Raw genomic sequence first — 14,086 nt, 5'->3', positions numbered from 1 at the left:
CCTTGCCTGGCGGACCGTTTCGACGATCCCTGCTCCCTCGACAGGACGGATATGCCAGCGTCAAAGAACATCAGTGTCCTGTTCATCGAGGACAGCCGGCATGATGCCGAACTGGCCCAGCTGGCGCTGGAACGCAGCGGCTACACCTTGCAGACGGAGCTGGTCTACAACCACGCCGGGGTGGTCGAAGCGTTACAGCGACGCCGCTTCGATCTGATCCTGGCGGATTTCATCCTGCCCGGTTTCTCCGGCAGCCAGGCGCTGCAGGAGGCCCGAAGGCTCGCCCCGCAGACCCCCTTCATCTTCCTTTCCGGCGTGTTCAGCGAAGAGCACGCGGTAAACATGATGCGCTCCGGCGCCGTCGACTACGTGCTAAAGCAGAACCTCGGCTTTCTGCCCAAGGCCGTGGAACGAGCGTTGGGCGAGGTCAACGAGCGCCGCCGGCGTCTGCAGGCCGAACAGGCGCTGCGCGAGGTGGAAGTGCGCGCGCGCCTGGCGATCGATGCCGCGCGGCTGGGCATGTGGGACTAGGGGTTTGGGGAGCAATGGAACCAAAAACCAACGTAAGCTCTGAATCCCACCGTAAAGGGGCTTTCCGATCTCCAGCTCACCCGCCAGGCATTACTCTCTGATCAGTGCCTCGATGATCGGGCAGATCGTTCCGCCGTCTCCCGCATCACATTGCTGCACCAGTTCGCCTAACAGTTGCTGCATGACGACCAAGTCGGCCATCTTCTGCTCGATCAACGCGAGCTTGCGTGCAGCCCGTGCTCGCGTTTCGGCACAGGCGCACGACTCATCCAGCGTCAGCAGTCCACCGACTTCCGAGAGCGTGAAACCCAGCGCCTGAGCCCGCTTGATGAAACGCAGTCGCTTCACCATGTCCACCGGATAGCGCCGATGGCCACCCAAGGGTTTGGCTGGTTCATCCAGCAGCCCGCGTCGCTGGTAGTAGCGGATCGTCTCGACGTTCACCCCGGCGGCGTCTGCCAGCTTGCCAATGGTCAGCTCTGTGGCCATCACTTTCTCCTTGATTCCGTACTTTGGTACGGAGTTTAGAATAGCACCTAGGCAATCAGGCTCAGGAGATGGGAATGGGGATGCAACTCACCGGGAAAGGCTCGCTGGTCGCGAGTTCGCTGACCGCCATCGGTGCGTCGGTGTGCTGTGTCGGGCCACTGGTGCTGTTGGCACTCGGTGTCGGCGGTACGTGGGTGGGCGCTCTGACCATGATGGAGCCACTACGCCCCCTCTTCATCGGGTTGACTCTACTGTTCCTGGGATTGGCATTCCGCAAGCTCTACCTGGTGCCACAGGTTTGTACGCCAGGTACACCCTGCGCCGATCCGCGCACGCTCGTGCGACAGCGACTCGTGTTCTGGATCGTCAGCGTGCTGCTGCTCGGCCTATTGGCCGTGCCGTGGCTCGCCCCGCTGTTCTACTGAAGGAGATTAACCATGCGCAAACTGCTGATCGCCGTGCTTTTCGCCTTGCCCTTCGTGGCGCTGGCGGCTCCCCCGAAAACCGTCACGCTCGACGTGCAGAACATGACGTGCGGACTCTGTCCGATCACGGTCAAGAAGTCGCTGGAGAAGGTGTCCGGCGTGAGTGACGTCCAGGTCAATTTCGACCAGAAGACGGCGACCGTCACCTACGATCCCGATAAGGCCCAGCCCGAGGCACTGACTGAGGCGACCGCGAACGCGGGATACCCCTCCACAGTGCAGAAGTGAGGTCACGATGAGCGCCATTGTCCTTGAGTCCGTGCTGACTTGCCCGCGCTGCGGCTTCGCCAAGCCGGAAACCATGCCCACGGACGCCTGCCAGTTCTATTACGAGTGCAGCAACTGCAAGGCGCTGCTGCGCCCCAACCCAGGGGATTGCTGCGTTTTCTGTTCGTTCGGCTCGGTGAAGTGCCCGCCGATCCAGCAGCAGCTTGGGTGTTGCTCATAGCGTTTAGGGGGATCACAGGTCGTCGTCTGGATTACGCAGTGGCCGCAGCTCGCCGCGCGCAACTTCTTCCGGTACCGCAAAGGAATACCGCCCGAGCATGTTGATGTGCTCGTAGATCAGCGGCGATAGCCGGGCCAAATCCTCTTCCAGCACTGGATAGCCGTGCTGCTTGAGCCGTTCCACGGCCGCCGTCATGTAGAGGGTGTTCCACAGCACGATGATGTTCACCACCAGGCCCAGAGCACCGAGCTGGTCTTCCTGGCCTTCGCGGTAGCGCTGGCGGAGCTCGCCGCGTTTGCCGTGGAACACGGCGCGGGCCAGGCTGTGCCGGCCTTCGCCTCGGTTCAACTGGGTCAGGGTGGCGCGGCGCTTGGACTCGTCGTCGATATAGGTCAACGTGTGCAGAGTCTTTTCGATCCGCCCGAATTCGGCCAGCGCCTGGGCCAGCCGGGTGGGTCTATCTCCCGTTTGCAGCGTGCGCATGATGCCAGTCGCCGGCACCCGGCCGAGTTTGAGCGAGCCGGCCAGGCGCAGCAGGTCGTCCCAGTGCTCGGCGATCAGGTCGAGTTTGACCGACTGGCGGGCCAGCCCGTTGAGCTTGCCGTAGTCCGCGTCCGGGCGCGTGCGCCAGAAGCGGGTACCGCCGACATCGGCCAGCCGCGGACTGAAGTGGTAGCCAAGTAGGCGGAAGAGCCCGAACACCACATCGCTGTAGGCCCCGGTGTCGGTCATGATTTGCGTCGGCTGCAACTCGGTCTGCTGTTCCAGCACGACCGCCAGCAACACCAGGCTGTCGCGCAGCGTGCCGGGCACGGTGATGGCGTTGAGGCCGGAGAATTGGTCGGAAATCAGGTTGTACCAGGTGACACCCCGGCCGGTGCCGAAATACTTCGGATTGGGGCCGGCATGCACGGTGCGCACCGGTACGACGAAGCGCATGCCATCGGCGGAGGCGACCTCGCCGCCACCCCAGACTTGGGCCAGTTCCAGTTGGCTTTGCGCTCCGACCAGGATGGCGTTAGCCGCTGACAGGGTGTCGTCGCGGATATAATTCTGGCTGACCCAGGACAGCCGGTCACGGCGCAGCGCCGGGTTGTCGGTGCGGATCAAGGGCTCCAGGCCGGTGTTGCAGGCCCCGCCCAACAGCACCGCGCAGAGGCTGGTGACCAGGTTGTCGGCGCGTGCATTGCGTTCGGAGACATGGGTGAAGGCCTCGGAAAAGCCAGTGCGGGCGGCGATTTCCAAGAGGATTTCCGGCAGATCGACACGCGGCATCAGGTCAGACACGGCCGCCCGCAGTTGCAGCAACGAGCAGGGCTCGTCCAGCTTGTCCAGCGCCCCGAGCGACAGTTCGGTCTTGCCCTCGGTGTTCTCGCTCAGTTGAATCGCCGGGTTGTCGGGCAGGCGCGCGGCTACTGCCAGCCAGGTTGCATCCAGCTCGACGGACAAGGCGTCCAGGGTGGTTTTGGCGTCGATGGTCAGGCCCAGTGACCGGCAGATGATCGGTCGCGCCGCCAGCCATTCGGCACCGTCGAGCAGGCCAAGGCGCGGGTCGGCATAGCGCCAACTGGGCGAGACGAAGACATCGCGGCGGCGCAGGGCCGTGCGCAGCGCATCGAGCGTGCAGAACACATAGGCACCCATGTCGAGGGAGCCATCTTCGCGGGTGATGTGCTTCTGCCAAGCCTTGGCCACGATCTCCTGCGGCGCGTCATCCTCTGGCTTCCGGCGCGGCAGGTTCAGTTGCAGCCACTCCAGACTAGCCGCCACGCCCTTGCCGGCCGGGCTGAAGCCGAAGCGGATGTGCTTGAGCAGGTCGGGCAGGAAGCGGCGCACGCTGCGGTAGCGCGCTTCCAATGCAAGAAAATAGACGTCATCTACCGGGCGGATCAGCGCGTTGACCTCTTCCAGGGCCTTTTCCAGGGTGGTCCTCGGCAGGTCGTTGAACAGCCGGGCGCGCACGTTGTCATCGCTGATCGAGCTGTCCAGCACGACCTTGCACGCGGCGGCGAGCGTCGCGGCCGACCGATCCAGGTCTTTCAGGCTGCGCATGCGGGCTTTCTTGTCGGCCTTCTCCGCGTTGCTGAACAGGTCGCGCAGCAAGGCCTCCAGGACTTCCAGTGCGTCGTCGTGCGCAGTCGCCTCCAGGCAGAGTGCGAAGGCCACCAGTGTCGCCATCCGCCGCGACGCCGGCAGCCGATTAATCGCGGTGACCTTGGCCGTGTTGGCGAAGCGGGCCAGGGCGGCGATACGGCTGGGAGGGATGTGCGCCGCCGCCGGCAAGGTGATGCCGATGCCGCGCACGTCATCGAGCCGGCGCAGTGCCCGAATCAACGCGGGGCCACTGACCATGACCGGGCCGGAGCGCAATTGATCCAGCCGGGAGCTGCGGTTGCCTTCGGCCACCGTCAGCAAGTCTTGCAGTTGCAATCGCTGTTCCTCAGTCACGCTGCGGCCCAGCGTAAACCAGAGGCGTTCTTCGACCCGACTGCGCAACTGGGCGATAAAGCGCTCTAGTTGAGACACACCAGGCAGGAGGACTTTCTGTGTGAACAGCCACGAGGTGGCTCGCTCAAACAGCACTCCCGGCCGGTCGGTGCCCGTCCAGCAGAGGGCATACAGCCAGCGGCTCAAGCGAAAGCCGATGCCCGGATCGGTGAAATGACGATAGCCAAAGCGGTTCTGAATATCGGTGGCATGTATCCAGCGGCGATGATCGCTATAGCGCTGGAGGCAGTCGGGGTCTGGAATCGCCAGTTGTCGGCAAAGCACCTGCAGGACTTCCACCGGCACGGCGGCGGGCTTGTCCGGCAGAACGCCAACGAAGCGGACGGTGGTCAGCAGAACGGCATAACCCAGACGGTTATGGCTACCCCGCAGCACCTGGATGGCTTCACGGTCTTCATCGCTCAGGTGGAAGTAACGTTCCAGCTCTTCACGGCTGGGCGAATCAACATAGCGGCCAAAACCGTCGCGTTGCTCTTGAGTCAGAAAACCGACCGGCATTGATCACAGCACCTCGACGCAGAACACGGCGGGCGTGACGATCCGCGTGCGTTCGATGTGCCCGCGTTGCAGCAGGCCGGCGCGGCGATCACCGGTTACCAGGTAGTCCGCATCGCCCGCCAAGGCCATGGCCAGCAAAAACGAGTCATCCGGATCATCGGCTTCGACCTCGATGGTCAGGCGCTCCAGTACCACAGCCCGTTGCAGGTTATTGATCATGGCGCCCACCTTGGCGGGCTGTAGGATGGCCTGAAGCTTGGGATAGCGGCTGGCTCGACGAATTTCATCGAGTTGCATCCGCGAGGTCACCACCTCGAAACGCGCCGCCCGCCAGGCACGGTAGATCGCATCGGGCGCGCCATGTGGCGAGATCAGGGCGCTGAACAGGATGTTGGTATCCAACACGACCCGCATCAGCGCTTACGTGCCCAGTCGAGCGCTTCGTCAACCGCGTTGGTCAATTCTGCCTCACTCAGATGGGCGTTAGCGGCCTTGGCCTGCTCAGCGCTCAGCTCCAGGATGTGTGCCCGTACCGCTTCTTCGATGAAGCGCGACAGGTCGCCCTTACGGCCGCCGCCCTGGCTGGCCAGAAACATCCGAAGCGACTGGTCGGTGTCGGCCGAGACGGCGACATTCCAGCGAATGGTATTCATAGCGTTCTCCGCTAATAGGTGTTTGTGTGTTTATACGCCAATCACAAAGGGCGATGCAATGGTTCGACAAAACGATGGTTTTCCCGAACTAACCAGACGCCACAAGGGTTTGCGGGCAGGCGCTGGGCTTAAGTGCACTTTCTGTTCCGTTGCTCCCCAAACCCCCTCGACCGGCCTCTCATTGGACAGCACGACATTCGGTGCCGTTAGCCAGTGGAGCGCACCTCCTAGATCCCCATCGTACAGCTCCAATAGCGCATCGAGGATCTCGATAAGACGACAGAACACCTCACCAGCCTGTATAGACATCACGGCACTGCCGGGGGACGCAGTGATCCACTGCGCGATCTGCGCTGGCGATCGCTCCAACTCGCTTGCCAAATCGGAGATCAACGACACCGGCAGGCCCGCCAGTACGGCGACGTGCAGATAGTAGTGGCCTCTCGGCAAATCCAGTTTTTCGCGGAGCCTTTCCATAACTGCCTCCAGGATAATTGGCCATTTGATAATGTCATCTTGGCCCCGAGTTTGCGCATGATGGTCTCGAACCATCCGCACCGTAGCTTCGAGAGAGAGCGAATGAACACTATCTGAAGGCTACTCGGCAGTGCGAGAGGGCTTTGGCAGTGACGCTTTGATCGGTGTTATTATTGAAACCTGCCCAAGAGCTTCCTCTCCCGGGTGCGTGTACCGGTGATGAAACTTGGTTTGAGGCGGTCTCGTTGAGGCCGCCTTTGTCGCTTCTGGGAGAGCCCCCAGTACTAAGCAGCCGTTATGCGTCGAAGCGCAAAGCCTCGACCAAAGCTGTTCGCAGGCCCTCTAACTCGGCATTTCTCCAATCTTATGAACTCGCGCTGGGTACGGACGGCGGGAATTATCTGCAATTATCTCGGCATAGATAATTGATCAATATTTAGCCGCCACTACTGAGCAGCGCCTCTCAAAGTTAATCCTTTAGATACAGCAGGTTACAGAACGAATGTCCTAATTTTTGCCTTATCTCGGCATGCCCCCTAATGCGGAAAATGGCTGCTGCGAGGTGCTCGCGGCGGCCAAAAACGGAGAACTGAGCGGGTTACCTGGTCGATTTTGATCGACGGCCCGCTTTCAAAAGCAGCAAGGGCTGAAGTCGACCGGAAATACAGGGTTACTTCAGACCTTCCTTAGGTAGCGGCCATTGCTGCGAGTGAACAACGCGCCAACTTCCGTTCGACAGACATTCACGGCGATCGCCAGGCAAAACAGCGGGAACGAGAGGCGTCCCAGAATGAACAGGTTATCCAGTGATGGCCATGCCAGACGCATGTGGTCGAGCACCATCGTGAGCAGGGCGATCCACTTGATGAGGTCCTGTCCGTTGTGTCGTTCAACCCGCGAAGGTGGTGATTCGTACGCGCTCAACTCAGGTTCTCCAGGATGAGAATCGCAAGGACCAGATACCGTCCGCCCTTGGCGAGCGTGACGATCAGGACGAACCGCCAGAGCGGCTCTTTCATCACGCCGGCGATCACGGTTAGCGGGTCTCCAATGATGGGTACCCAACTGAGCAGCAGCGACCAGTACCCGTAACGTTCATAGGAGGCTTTGGCTTTTTCGAAGGCCGCTTGCTTTACCGGAAACCAGCGCTTTTCGCGATAAGCCTCGATACCTCGTCCCAGCAGCCAGTTCACAACCGATCCGAGTACGTTGCCTGTGGTGGCCACCACCAGCAGGATGGCTGTGGAAAAACGCTCGGATATCAGCAGTCCGCCCAGCACTGCCTCCGATTGCATGGGCAGCAGGGTTGCCGCGCCGAATGCAGCCAGAAACAGGCCGAGGTAACCGCCGTACTCAAACATTCAACAACCGAGCACCGTGCCTACAGGTATTTGGTGATTTGCTTGAATTCGTCCAGTGCCGAACGGTCGCCCTTGCTCAGGGCTGTCACCGAGTCTTCCAGGCAATGGTCGATGTGGTCCTGGATCAGTGTCCGCTTCGCCTGGCACACGGCCTTTTCAACAGCATGGAGCTGCTGGGCGATGTCCACGCATTCACGTCCTTCATCGATCATGGTGATGATGCTGCGCAGGTGGCCGTCCGCTCGCTTGAGGCGTTTGATGATGGCGTCGTGAGTCTGGTGGGTATGAGCGTGACCATGCGGTTGGTCGTGAACGTGTTCTGACATGACTTGAGTCTCAGACGGCGATACTTTACGCTCTGCATGCTATCCCCCTGGGGGGGTTGGGTCAAACGCGCTATTTCACACCGTGTTTCAACCGGATAAGCATTGGGATGTCTCGTCGTTTTCTTTCAGCGACCATGATCGTGGCTTTGGCAATGGCCTTTCTGCTGGCCTGGACCGGTCATGCCTATTCACTTTCCGTCCTCTCGCAAATCACGGCAAAGAGCGCCCAGAGCCTGACTCATGATCACTCCCACGACTCGTCCCTGAGTTGTGCGCAGTGCTCTGATCACTACCACTCCCCCCTGACGCCCGATCACCAGCACGAAACGCCTCAGATACCAGCTGCAATCCACTTCTCCAGTCATTTCGAAGCCTCGGTACACCTGGCCATGCTGGGCGATTCCGTGCCTTGGCCCCCCATCTTCCGTATCGAACGCCCACCCCGTCCTGTGCTTGCTTCCTGACCAAGGCCGCTCTGCGGCCAACAATCACTGCAAGAAAGGATTGATCCATGCATTCGCACTCCCTAAAGGGTGGGGGCCTGTTCGCCATGCGTTCACGCCACCTGTTGTATCTGCTGTTCCTGCTCGTCGCCTCGCTGTTCATCGGCATGCCAGAAGCTCTGGCCCATGCCGTGGCCGAGGGTGACAAGGGCTTCATCCAGGAAAGCACCGGGGTCATGCTGATCCCCTTCATCTACATGGGCGCCAAGCACATGGTCACGGGATACGACCATCTGCTGTTCCTGTTCGGCGTCATCTTCTTCCTCTACCGGCTGAAGGATGTCGGCCTGTACGTCACGCTGTTTGCGGTCGGCCATTCGGTGACGCTGCTGATCGGCGTGCTGACGGAAGTCAGCATCAGCTCGTACGTCATCGACGCAATCATCGGTTTCTCGGTGGTGTACAAGGCCCTGGATAACCTGGGCGCCTTCCAGCGCTGGTTCGGCTATCAGCCGAACACCAAGGCCGCCACGCTGATTTTCGGCCTGCTGCACGGCTTCGGCCTGGCAACCAAGATCCAGGAATACGAGATCTCTCCCGATGGGCTGATCCCCAACCTGATCGCCTTCAACGTAGGGGTGGAGATCGGTCAGCTGATGGCGTTGAGCGCCATTCTGATCCTGATGGGCTTCTGGAGGCAGACCCCAAGCTTCTGGCGTCATGCCTATACCGCCAACGTCGCAATGATGAGTGCTGGTTTCCTGTTGATGGGTTACCAGATCTCCGGCCTGTTTCTGACCGCTTAAGGACTCCTGATCATGTTCAATTCTCCACTCCCATCGGCAAGCGAATTGCCGAGCAGCCGCCAACTCGTTCGTTCCACCGTCATTGCCCTGGCTGTCGCCATGGGCCTGCTGGTCACCGTGGTGATGCCTTCGGAATACGCGGTCGACCCGACCGGCCTGGGCCGCGCCATGGGCCTGACGCAAATGGGCGAGATCAAGATCACCCTCGCTGCCGAGGCTTTGGCTGACGAGGCTGCGTCGAAAGCGGCAGCTGCTCCGGCCCCAGCTCCTGTCGTTGCTGCTGCACCGGCACCTGCACCGGTAGCGCCACCCGTACAGCAAGTGGCAGCAGCCCCTCAGCCCGCGGCTCCCGTATCCAGCAAACCTGCTGCCAACGCCAAGTCCGATCAGGTCACCGTAACCCTGACGCCAGGCGAAGGTCGGGAGATCAAGCTGGAAATGCTCAAGGGCAGCACTGTGAGCTATGAATGGACCGCATCCGGCCCGGTCAACCACGACACCCACGGTGAGATCTACAACGCCGCCCAAGGCGATTTCCACAGCTACAGCAAAGGGCGTCAGGTGAAAGGCGACAAGGGCGACCTGACCGCGCTGTTCGATGGCACCCATGGCTGGTTCTGGCGTAACCGCACCAACGCCGATGTCACCATCGTGCTGAACACGACTGGCGACTACCTGAACGTGAAGAAGTAATCCCGCCGGGGCGAACCTGTTGTTCGCCCCGACTTTTTGATCTCAATTGGAATAGCTGAAGATGACTACCAAAATCCTCAAATCGCTCGTTGTGCTGAGCTTCCTCGGCCTGTTGGCTGCCTGCGGTGGTACTGATACCGAATCGAAGTCTGGCGATGCGGGTCACGGCCACTCGCACGAGTGATGCAAACAGGGCCGCTAAAGCGGCCCTGTTTCTTTCTGGATTACGCGAAGATCATCGATAGAACCCGTGCAACGCGGGCTTTATGGCTTTGGCCATTTCCGGTGATCGTCATCGATGACGAACGAGTGCGCATGCGCATTGCCGTTGGCCACGTGCGGGTGGTCTTCCGGCAGGTCATCGTGATTGTGCGCTACCACGTCTTCCTCATACTCCGGGCGCCAGATCCGCTTGCTCACCAGCCAGGCTACGGCGGCAACCAGACTCAGTCCGATGAACGAAGCCGTCAGGCTGACGCTTGCCCCCAACCATCCCGCGAGCGGGTAGGTGATCAGCCAGCAGGCGTGTGAAAGGGCGAACTGGGCGGCGAACAGCGCAGGTCGATCCTGGGCTGAGGACGAGCGCCGCAGAATGCGTCCGGACGGTGTCTGTGCCAGGGAGTAGCCGGCACCCAACACCAGCCACAACAGGATCAGCGCCGGGTAACTGGAGACGAAGGTACCCAGGATCAAACCGGCTACCAGCACGGCACCGCCGGCCAGCATCGCCTTGCGATCGTCCAGTCGTTCCAGCAGCTTGGGCAGCATCAGGGCGACCACCATCGAGCCACCGCCGAAGGCCATCAAGGCCATGGCGGTAGAGCTCTGGGGCAGCGCGAACTTGGATTGCACCAGTACCACGGTGTTGACGATGACCATGGCGCTGGCGGCTGCGATCGTCAGGTTCAGTGCAAGAAGGCCACGCAGCCGCGGGGTGCGCAGGAAAATCCGCATGCCCTTGGTGGTGCGTTCATAGATGCTGCGTTTGGGTCCTCGTGCCGCCAGGGGCAGCACCACGGTACCGACCATCGCGGCGGACACCAGGAAGCCCACCACCGTGCCCGCGAACAGGCTGTGGAAGCTGACCACCGTAAGCAACAGCGCGGCCAGCATCGGACTGATCACGCTTTCCAGGTCATAGGCCAGGCGCGAAAGGGAAAGCGCCCGGGTGTACTCGCGCTCATCCGGCAGGATGTCAGGGATGGTGGCCTGGAAGGTTGGCGTAAACGCCGCAGAGGCCGACTGCAGCACGAAAATCAGCACGTACACCTGCCAGATCTCGGTGACGAAGGGCAGCATCAGCGCGACCGCTGCCCTGACCAGATCGAGGGTGACCAGCATCGCCTTGCGCGGCAGATGCTCGGCGAACGCGGCGGCAACCGGTGCAACGCCGATGTAAGCCGCCATCTTGATGGCGAGCGCGGTACCCAATACAGCTCCCGCCTGGGCGCCGGCCAGGTCGAATGCCAGAAGCCCGAGGGCAACCGTCGCCAGACCAGTGCCCACCAGGGCGATCACCTGGGCCAGAAAGAGGTGTCGATAAGTACGATTTTTTAGAACGGATAGCATGCGCTACCTCCGGGTAGTGCGGGTGATTCATGTTTCTAGCGTATCCCCCCTGGGGGGATACGGTCAACGTGAGTGAATCGAACCCTCATCCCGGCAGTGCATTTTCCTGAGAACAGAGCTAAAGTAGAGATTCATACATTTTATGTTTGACTCTCTACATGAAAAATTGGCTTCTTCTTGTGTTGGCACTCCCCACGGCCAACGCGACCGAACGTATGCGTGCCTGGCGGGCGTTGAAGGCTTGCGGCGCTGCCGTGCTGCGCGACGGTGTGTACCTGTTGCCTGAGCAGGACGCGGGCCGCGAGGCGTTCGAGTCCGTGGAGCGCGATGTGACGGTCAGCGGCGGCACTGCGTTTCTGCTGGCATTCCCGGACGAAGAAACTCGCTTCGCCGGCCTGTTCGACCGGAGTGAGGAGTACAGCAAGCTGCGCGACGAAGTCGCCGCGTGCAGGGAGGGACTGCTTCCCGAGAACGCCCTGCAGGTCGCTCGCCAGGTCAGAAAACTGCGCAAGAGCTTCGCCCAGTTGGCCCTGATCGACTTCTTCCCCGGCGTTGCGAAGCAGCAGACGGAGACCGCGCTGGAAGCGCTGGAGACGGCAATCAGCCGTGCCCTCTCACCTGATGAACCGCACATTCAGGATCATCCCGTCACGCTGCTGGACCACAGTCATTACCAGGGGCGTCGCTGGGCAACCCGTCGACGTCCCTGGGTCGACCGGCTGGCCTGTGCCTGGCTCATCCAGCGCTTCATCGACAGCGGCGCGGAAATCCTCTGGCTGGAATCCCCGAGCGACTGCCCCGCCGATGCACTGGGCTTTGACTTCGATGGCGCCGCGTTCAGCCATGTCGGGCACCGCGTCACCTTCGAAACCCTGATCGACAGCTTCGTGCTGCAGGCTCCAGGCCTTTCACGCATCGCCGCGCTGGTTCACTACCTCGATGTCGGTGGCAGCCAGCCTGCGGAAGCGTCCGGCATCGAGCGTGTCCTGGCGGGCCTGCGCGAGAGCATTACCGATGACAACCAACTGATGGCAGCGGCAAACGGCATCTTCGACGGGCTGCTGGCGGCCTTTGCCAACGAGGAAAACGGTCATGGCTGAAACGACGACGCTGGCCACGGGCGAAGCCCCCCTCAAGCCAGCGACCCCGGTGGGCTTGTTCGAAGCGTTGCTGTTCTGGCTGAAGATCGGCTTCATCAGCTTTGGCGGGCCGGCAGGACAGATCTCCATCCTCCACCAGGAGTTGGTGGAGCGTCGCCGCTGGATCAGCGAGAAGCGCTTTCTGCATGCCCTGAACTACTGCATGTTGCTGCCCGGGCCCGAGGCCCAGCAGCTCGCGACCTACATCGGTTGGTTGATGCACCGGACCTGGGGCGGGGTGATTGCTGGCGGGCTGTTCGTGCTGCCGTCGCTGTTCATCCTGATCGGGCTGTCGTGGGTCTATATCGAGTTCGGCAACGTTCCGGTGGTTGCCGGGATCTTCTATGGCATCAAGCCGGCGGTCACCGCGATCGTCGTTCATGCGGCGCACCGCATCGGTTCCCGGGCATTGAAGAATGGCTGGCTATGGGCGATCGCCGCAGCATCCTTCGTCGCCATTTTTGCCCTGAACGTCCCGTTCCCGCTGATCGTTCTGGCCGCTGCCGTGCTGGGCTACATCGGCGGAAAAGTGCTGCCGGACAAGTTCGTGACCGCTGGCAAGCATGGCTCCGGGAAGGCCAGTTACGGGCCTGCGCTGATCGATGACGATACACCGCCACCCGCGCATGCCCGTTTCCGCTGGAGCTATCTGCTCAAGCTGATCCTGATCGGTGCGGCGCTATGGATGCTCCCCATGGGGTTGCTGACCGTCATCTTCGGCTGGCAAGGCACTCTGACCCAGATGGGGTGGTTCTTCACCAAGGCTGCGTTGCTCACCTTCGGCGGTGCCTACGCGGTGTTGCCCTATGTCTACCAAGGTGCGGTCGGTCACTACGGCTGGCTGTCGCCCACGCAGATGATCGACGGCCTGGCCCTGGGGGAAACAACGCCGGGGCCGTTGATCATGGTGGTGACTTTCGTCGGCTTCATTGGCAGCTACATCCACCCGATGTTCGGCACCGACCATCCGTTCCTGGCGGGCGCGGTGGCGGCTGTGCTGGTCACCTGGTTCACCTTCCTGCCCTCGTTCCTGTTCATCCTTGCCGGCGGTCCGCTGGTGGAGTCGACGCACAACGAACTGAAGTTCACAGCGCCGCTGACCGGGATCACCGCCGCCGTGGTAGGTGTGATCCTGAATCTGGCGTTGTTCTTCGGTTACCACGTGCTCTGGCCCAACGGCTTTGGGGGAGGATTCGAGTGGGCCTCCGCACTTATCGCCGCGGCCGCCGCTATTGCCCTGTTCTACTTCAAGCGCGGTGTGATCCAGGTGCTGGTGATGAGTGCACTGGCGGGGCTGGCGGTCCAGCTGTCGATGCGTTGAGGAGGATGCCGCTTGAGGGTGATCCGGGGCAGGCGGTCAAGCGCCTGCCTCAAGATCGAGGGGGAAGGAGGAAGTAGAGAAACAGCACATCCATGAGCCTAGGATGGGCTTTTAGCGTTTTCCTTTTCTTTGGTCTCTGCCGGTTTGGCTTTGTCTGCGGTGTCTTTTTCACCCCAGAGGCGTTTCTGGTCCTCGCGGAATTTCTTGTTGAATTCGATCGAGCGGTCGTAGCCATCTTCGGCAAATACCGGTGTCGTCACACCAACAGCCAGTACACCGATGAGAAGCGCTTGGGTCAGTCGCATTTTCAGAAACTCCAGGGGTTTGGATCTCAATGGA

The 14,086-nt window shown here is 61.2% G+C and carries 17 protein-coding genes and 2 pseudogenes; 9 read left to right on the top strand and 10 right to left on the bottom strand.

The annotated features are described in order from the left end of the window. Window positions 1-51 precede the first annotated feature (51 nt). A pseudogene (locus tag P5703_RS22490) lies at window positions 52-528 on the top strand (response regulator); the annotation flags it as partial. 93 nt (window positions 529-621) lie between these two features. Here the strand turns inward: P5703_RS22490 and merR are convergent. Further along, window positions 622-1,020, bottom strand: coding sequence for a mercury resistance transcriptional regulator MerR (gene merR, locus P5703_RS22485; protein ID WP_003089120.1), 399 nt, complete (start codon window positions 1,018-1,020; stop codon window positions 622-624). Between the two features lie 74 nt (window positions 1,021-1,094). Here merR and P5703_RS22480 point away from each other — a divergent pair, with 74 nt between their 5' ends. From P5703_RS22480 to P5703_RS22470, 3 genes are read left to right on the top strand one after another with little or no spacing between them, the layout of a single operon-like run. After that, entirely contained in the window at window positions 1,095-1,445 is a 351-nt protein-coding gene (locus P5703_RS22480) for a mercuric transporter MerT family protein (protein WP_003089115.1), read from the top strand. A gap of 12 nt (window positions 1,446-1,457) precedes the next feature. After that, window positions 1,458-1,733: a mercury resistance system periplasmic binding protein MerP gene (gene merP, locus P5703_RS22475; protein ID WP_003150552.1), complete on the top strand. Its 276-nt coding sequence runs from the start codon at window positions 1,458-1,460 to the stop codon at window positions 1,731-1,733. Between the two features lie 7 nt (window positions 1,734-1,740). Next, window positions 1,741-1,953, top strand: coding sequence for a GDCCVxC domain-containing (seleno)protein (locus P5703_RS22470; protein ID WP_003089113.1), 213 nt, complete (start codon window positions 1,741-1,743; stop codon window positions 1,951-1,953). 12 nt (window positions 1,954-1,965) lie between these two features. Here P5703_RS22470 and P5703_RS22465 read toward each other — a convergent pair whose 3' ends face one another. The 7 genes and pseudogenes from P5703_RS22465 to P5703_RS22435 form a co-directional block, all read right to left on the bottom strand. After that, window positions 1,966-4,959 carry a Tn3 family transposase gene (locus tag P5703_RS22465; RefSeq protein ID WP_003089110.1) on the bottom strand — a complete coding sequence of 998 codons (2,994 nt, stop codon included), beginning with the start codon at window positions 4,957-4,959 and terminating at the stop codon, window positions 1,966-1,968. Window positions 4,960-4,962: 3 nt separating this feature from the next. Further along, the gene (locus tag P5703_RS22460) at window positions 4,963-5,373 is read right to left on the bottom strand and encodes a putative toxin-antitoxin system toxin component, PIN family (protein ID WP_003150546.1); all 411 of its coding nucleotides are present in this window, start codon (window positions 5,371-5,373) and stop codon (window positions 4,963-4,965) included. Further along, entirely contained in the window at window positions 5,373-5,612 is a 240-nt protein-coding gene (locus tag P5703_RS22455; RefSeq protein WP_003089107.1) for a ribbon-helix-helix domain-containing protein, read from the bottom strand. Before P5703_RS22455 ends, P5703_RS22460 begins: the two co-directional genes overlap by 1 nt. Before the next feature lie 30 nt (window positions 5,613-5,642). Beyond that, complete coding sequence (locus tag P5703_RS22450; protein WP_003288519.1) at window positions 5,643-6,089, bottom strand: hypothetical protein; 447 nt, start codon at window positions 6,087-6,089, stop codon at window positions 5,643-5,645. Window positions 6,090-6,776: 687 nt separating this feature from the next. Next, a pseudogene (locus P5703_RS22445) lies at window positions 6,777-7,013 on the bottom strand (TraX family protein); the annotation flags it as partial. After that, window positions 7,010-7,450, bottom strand: a complete 441-nt coding sequence (locus tag P5703_RS22440) for a YqaA family protein (protein WP_003089095.1) — start codon at window positions 7,448-7,450, stop codon at window positions 7,010-7,012. The pseudogene P5703_RS22445 and the gene P5703_RS22440, both read right to left, overlap by 4 nt. Window positions 7,451-7,470: 20 nt before the next feature. Continuing rightward, a complete protein-coding gene (locus P5703_RS22435; protein ID WP_003089094.1) occupies window positions 7,471-7,776 on the bottom strand; it encodes a metal-sensing transcriptional repressor in 306 nt (101 codons plus the stop codon). A 511-nt stretch (window positions 7,777-8,287) separates the two neighbouring features. Here P5703_RS22435 and P5703_RS22430 point away from each other — a divergent pair. From P5703_RS22430 to P5703_RS22420, 3 genes are all read left to right on the top strand, one after another. Then, complete coding sequence (locus tag P5703_RS22430; RefSeq protein ID WP_003089091.1) at window positions 8,288-9,025, top strand: HupE/UreJ family protein; 738 nt, start codon at window positions 8,288-8,290, stop codon at window positions 9,023-9,025. Between the two features lie 12 nt (window positions 9,026-9,037). Beyond that, entirely contained in the window at window positions 9,038-9,718 is a 681-nt protein-coding gene (locus P5703_RS22425; protein WP_003089089.1) for a hypothetical protein, read from the top strand. A 61-nt stretch (window positions 9,719-9,779) separates the two neighbouring features. Beyond that, window positions 9,780-9,902, top strand: coding sequence for a hypothetical protein (locus P5703_RS22420; protein ID WP_016713062.1), 123 nt, complete (start codon window positions 9,780-9,782; stop codon window positions 9,900-9,902). Between the two features lie 80 nt (window positions 9,903-9,982). Here the strand turns inward: P5703_RS22420 and P5703_RS22415 are convergent, their stop codons facing one another. After that, the gene (locus P5703_RS22415) at window positions 9,983-11,287 is read right to left on the bottom strand and encodes an MFS transporter (protein ID WP_003089087.1); all 1,305 of its coding nucleotides are present in this window, start codon (window positions 11,285-11,287) and stop codon (window positions 9,983-9,985) included. Between the two features lie 158 nt (window positions 11,288-11,445). Here P5703_RS22415 and P5703_RS22410 point away from each other — a divergent pair, with 158 nt between their 5' ends. Further along, window positions 11,446-12,387, top strand: coding sequence for a chromate resistance protein ChrB domain-containing protein (locus tag P5703_RS22410; protein ID WP_023095846.1), 942 nt, complete (start codon window positions 11,446-11,448; stop codon window positions 12,385-12,387). Beyond that, entirely contained in the window at window positions 12,380-13,747 is a 1,368-nt protein-coding gene (chrA, locus tag P5703_RS22405) for a chromate efflux transporter (protein WP_003089083.1), read from the top strand. Before P5703_RS22410 ends, chrA begins: the two co-directional genes overlap by 8 nt. 98 nt (window positions 13,748-13,845) lie before the next feature. On the opposite strand, the gene P5703_RS22400 is transcribed toward chrA, so the two are convergent. Further along, entirely contained in the window at window positions 13,846-14,052 is a 207-nt protein-coding gene (locus P5703_RS22400; RefSeq protein ID WP_003089081.1) for a hypothetical protein, read from the bottom strand. Window positions 14,053-14,086 lie beyond the last annotated feature (34 nt).

Source organism: Stutzerimonas sp. FeSN7 (assembly GCF_030263795.1).
Lineage (GTDB): Bacteria > Pseudomonadota > Gammaproteobacteria > Pseudomonadales > Pseudomonadaceae > Stutzerimonas > Stutzerimonas stutzeri.
Note: the sequence above shows the minus strand (reverse complement) of the source record. Positions and strands in the feature narration are given on the sequence as shown.

Coding starts and splice junctions, on each gene's coding strand:
- P5703_RS22470 (WP_003089113.1), top strand. CDS start 1,741: ATGAGCGCCATTGTCCTTGAGTCCGTGCTGACTTGCCCGCGCTGCGGC.
- P5703_RS22430 (WP_003089091.1), top strand. CDS start 8,288: ATGCATTCGCACTCCCTAAAGGGTGGGGGCCTGTTCGCCATGCGTTCA.
- P5703_RS22400 (WP_003089081.1), bottom strand. CDS start 14,052: ATGCGACTGACCCAAGCGCTTCTCATCGGTGTACTGGCTGTTGGTGTG.
- merP (WP_003150552.1), top strand. CDS start 1,458: ATGCGCAAACTGCTGATCGCCGTGCTTTTCGCCTTGCCCTTCGTGGCG.
- P5703_RS22425 (WP_003089089.1), top strand. CDS start 9,038: ATGTTCAATTCTCCACTCCCATCGGCAAGCGAATTGCCGAGCAGCCGC.
- P5703_RS22435 (WP_003089094.1), bottom strand. CDS start 7,776: ATGTCAGAACACGTTCACGACCAACCGCATGGTCACGCTCATACCCAC.
- merR (WP_003089120.1), bottom strand. CDS start 1,020: ATGGCCACAGAGCTGACCATTGGCAAGCTGGCAGACGCCGCCGGGGTG.
- P5703_RS22455 (WP_003089107.1), bottom strand. CDS start 5,612: ATGAATACCATTCGCTGGAATGTCGCCGTCTCGGCCGACACCGACCAG.
- P5703_RS22465 (WP_003089110.1), bottom strand. CDS start 4,959: ATGCCGGTCGGTTTTCTGACTCAAGAGCAACGCGACGGTTTTGGCCGC.
- chrA (WP_003089083.1), top strand. CDS start 12,380: ATGGCTGAAACGACGACGCTGGCCACGGGCGAAGCCCCCCTCAAGCCA.
- P5703_RS22415 (WP_003089087.1), bottom strand. CDS start 11,287: ATGCTATCCGTTCTAAAAAATCGTACTTATCGACACCTCTTTCTGGCC.
- P5703_RS22450 (WP_003288519.1), bottom strand. CDS start 6,089: ATGGAAAGGCTCCGCGAAAAACTGGATTTGCCGAGAGGCCACTACTAT.
- P5703_RS22410 (WP_023095846.1), top strand. CDS start 11,446: ATGAAAAATTGGCTTCTTCTTGTGTTGGCACTCCCCACGGCCAACGCG.
- P5703_RS22480 (WP_003089115.1), top strand. CDS start 1,095: ATGGGGATGCAACTCACCGGGAAAGGCTCGCTGGTCGCGAGTTCGCTG.
- P5703_RS22460 (WP_003150546.1), bottom strand. CDS start 5,373: ATGCGGGTCGTGTTGGATACCAACATCCTGTTCAGCGCCCTGATCTCG.
- P5703_RS22440 (WP_003089095.1), bottom strand. CDS start 7,450: ATGTTTGAGTACGGCGGTTACCTCGGCCTGTTTCTGGCTGCATTCGGC.
- P5703_RS22420 (WP_016713062.1), top strand. CDS start 9,780: ATGACTACCAAAATCCTCAAATCGCTCGTTGTGCTGAGCTTCCTCGGC.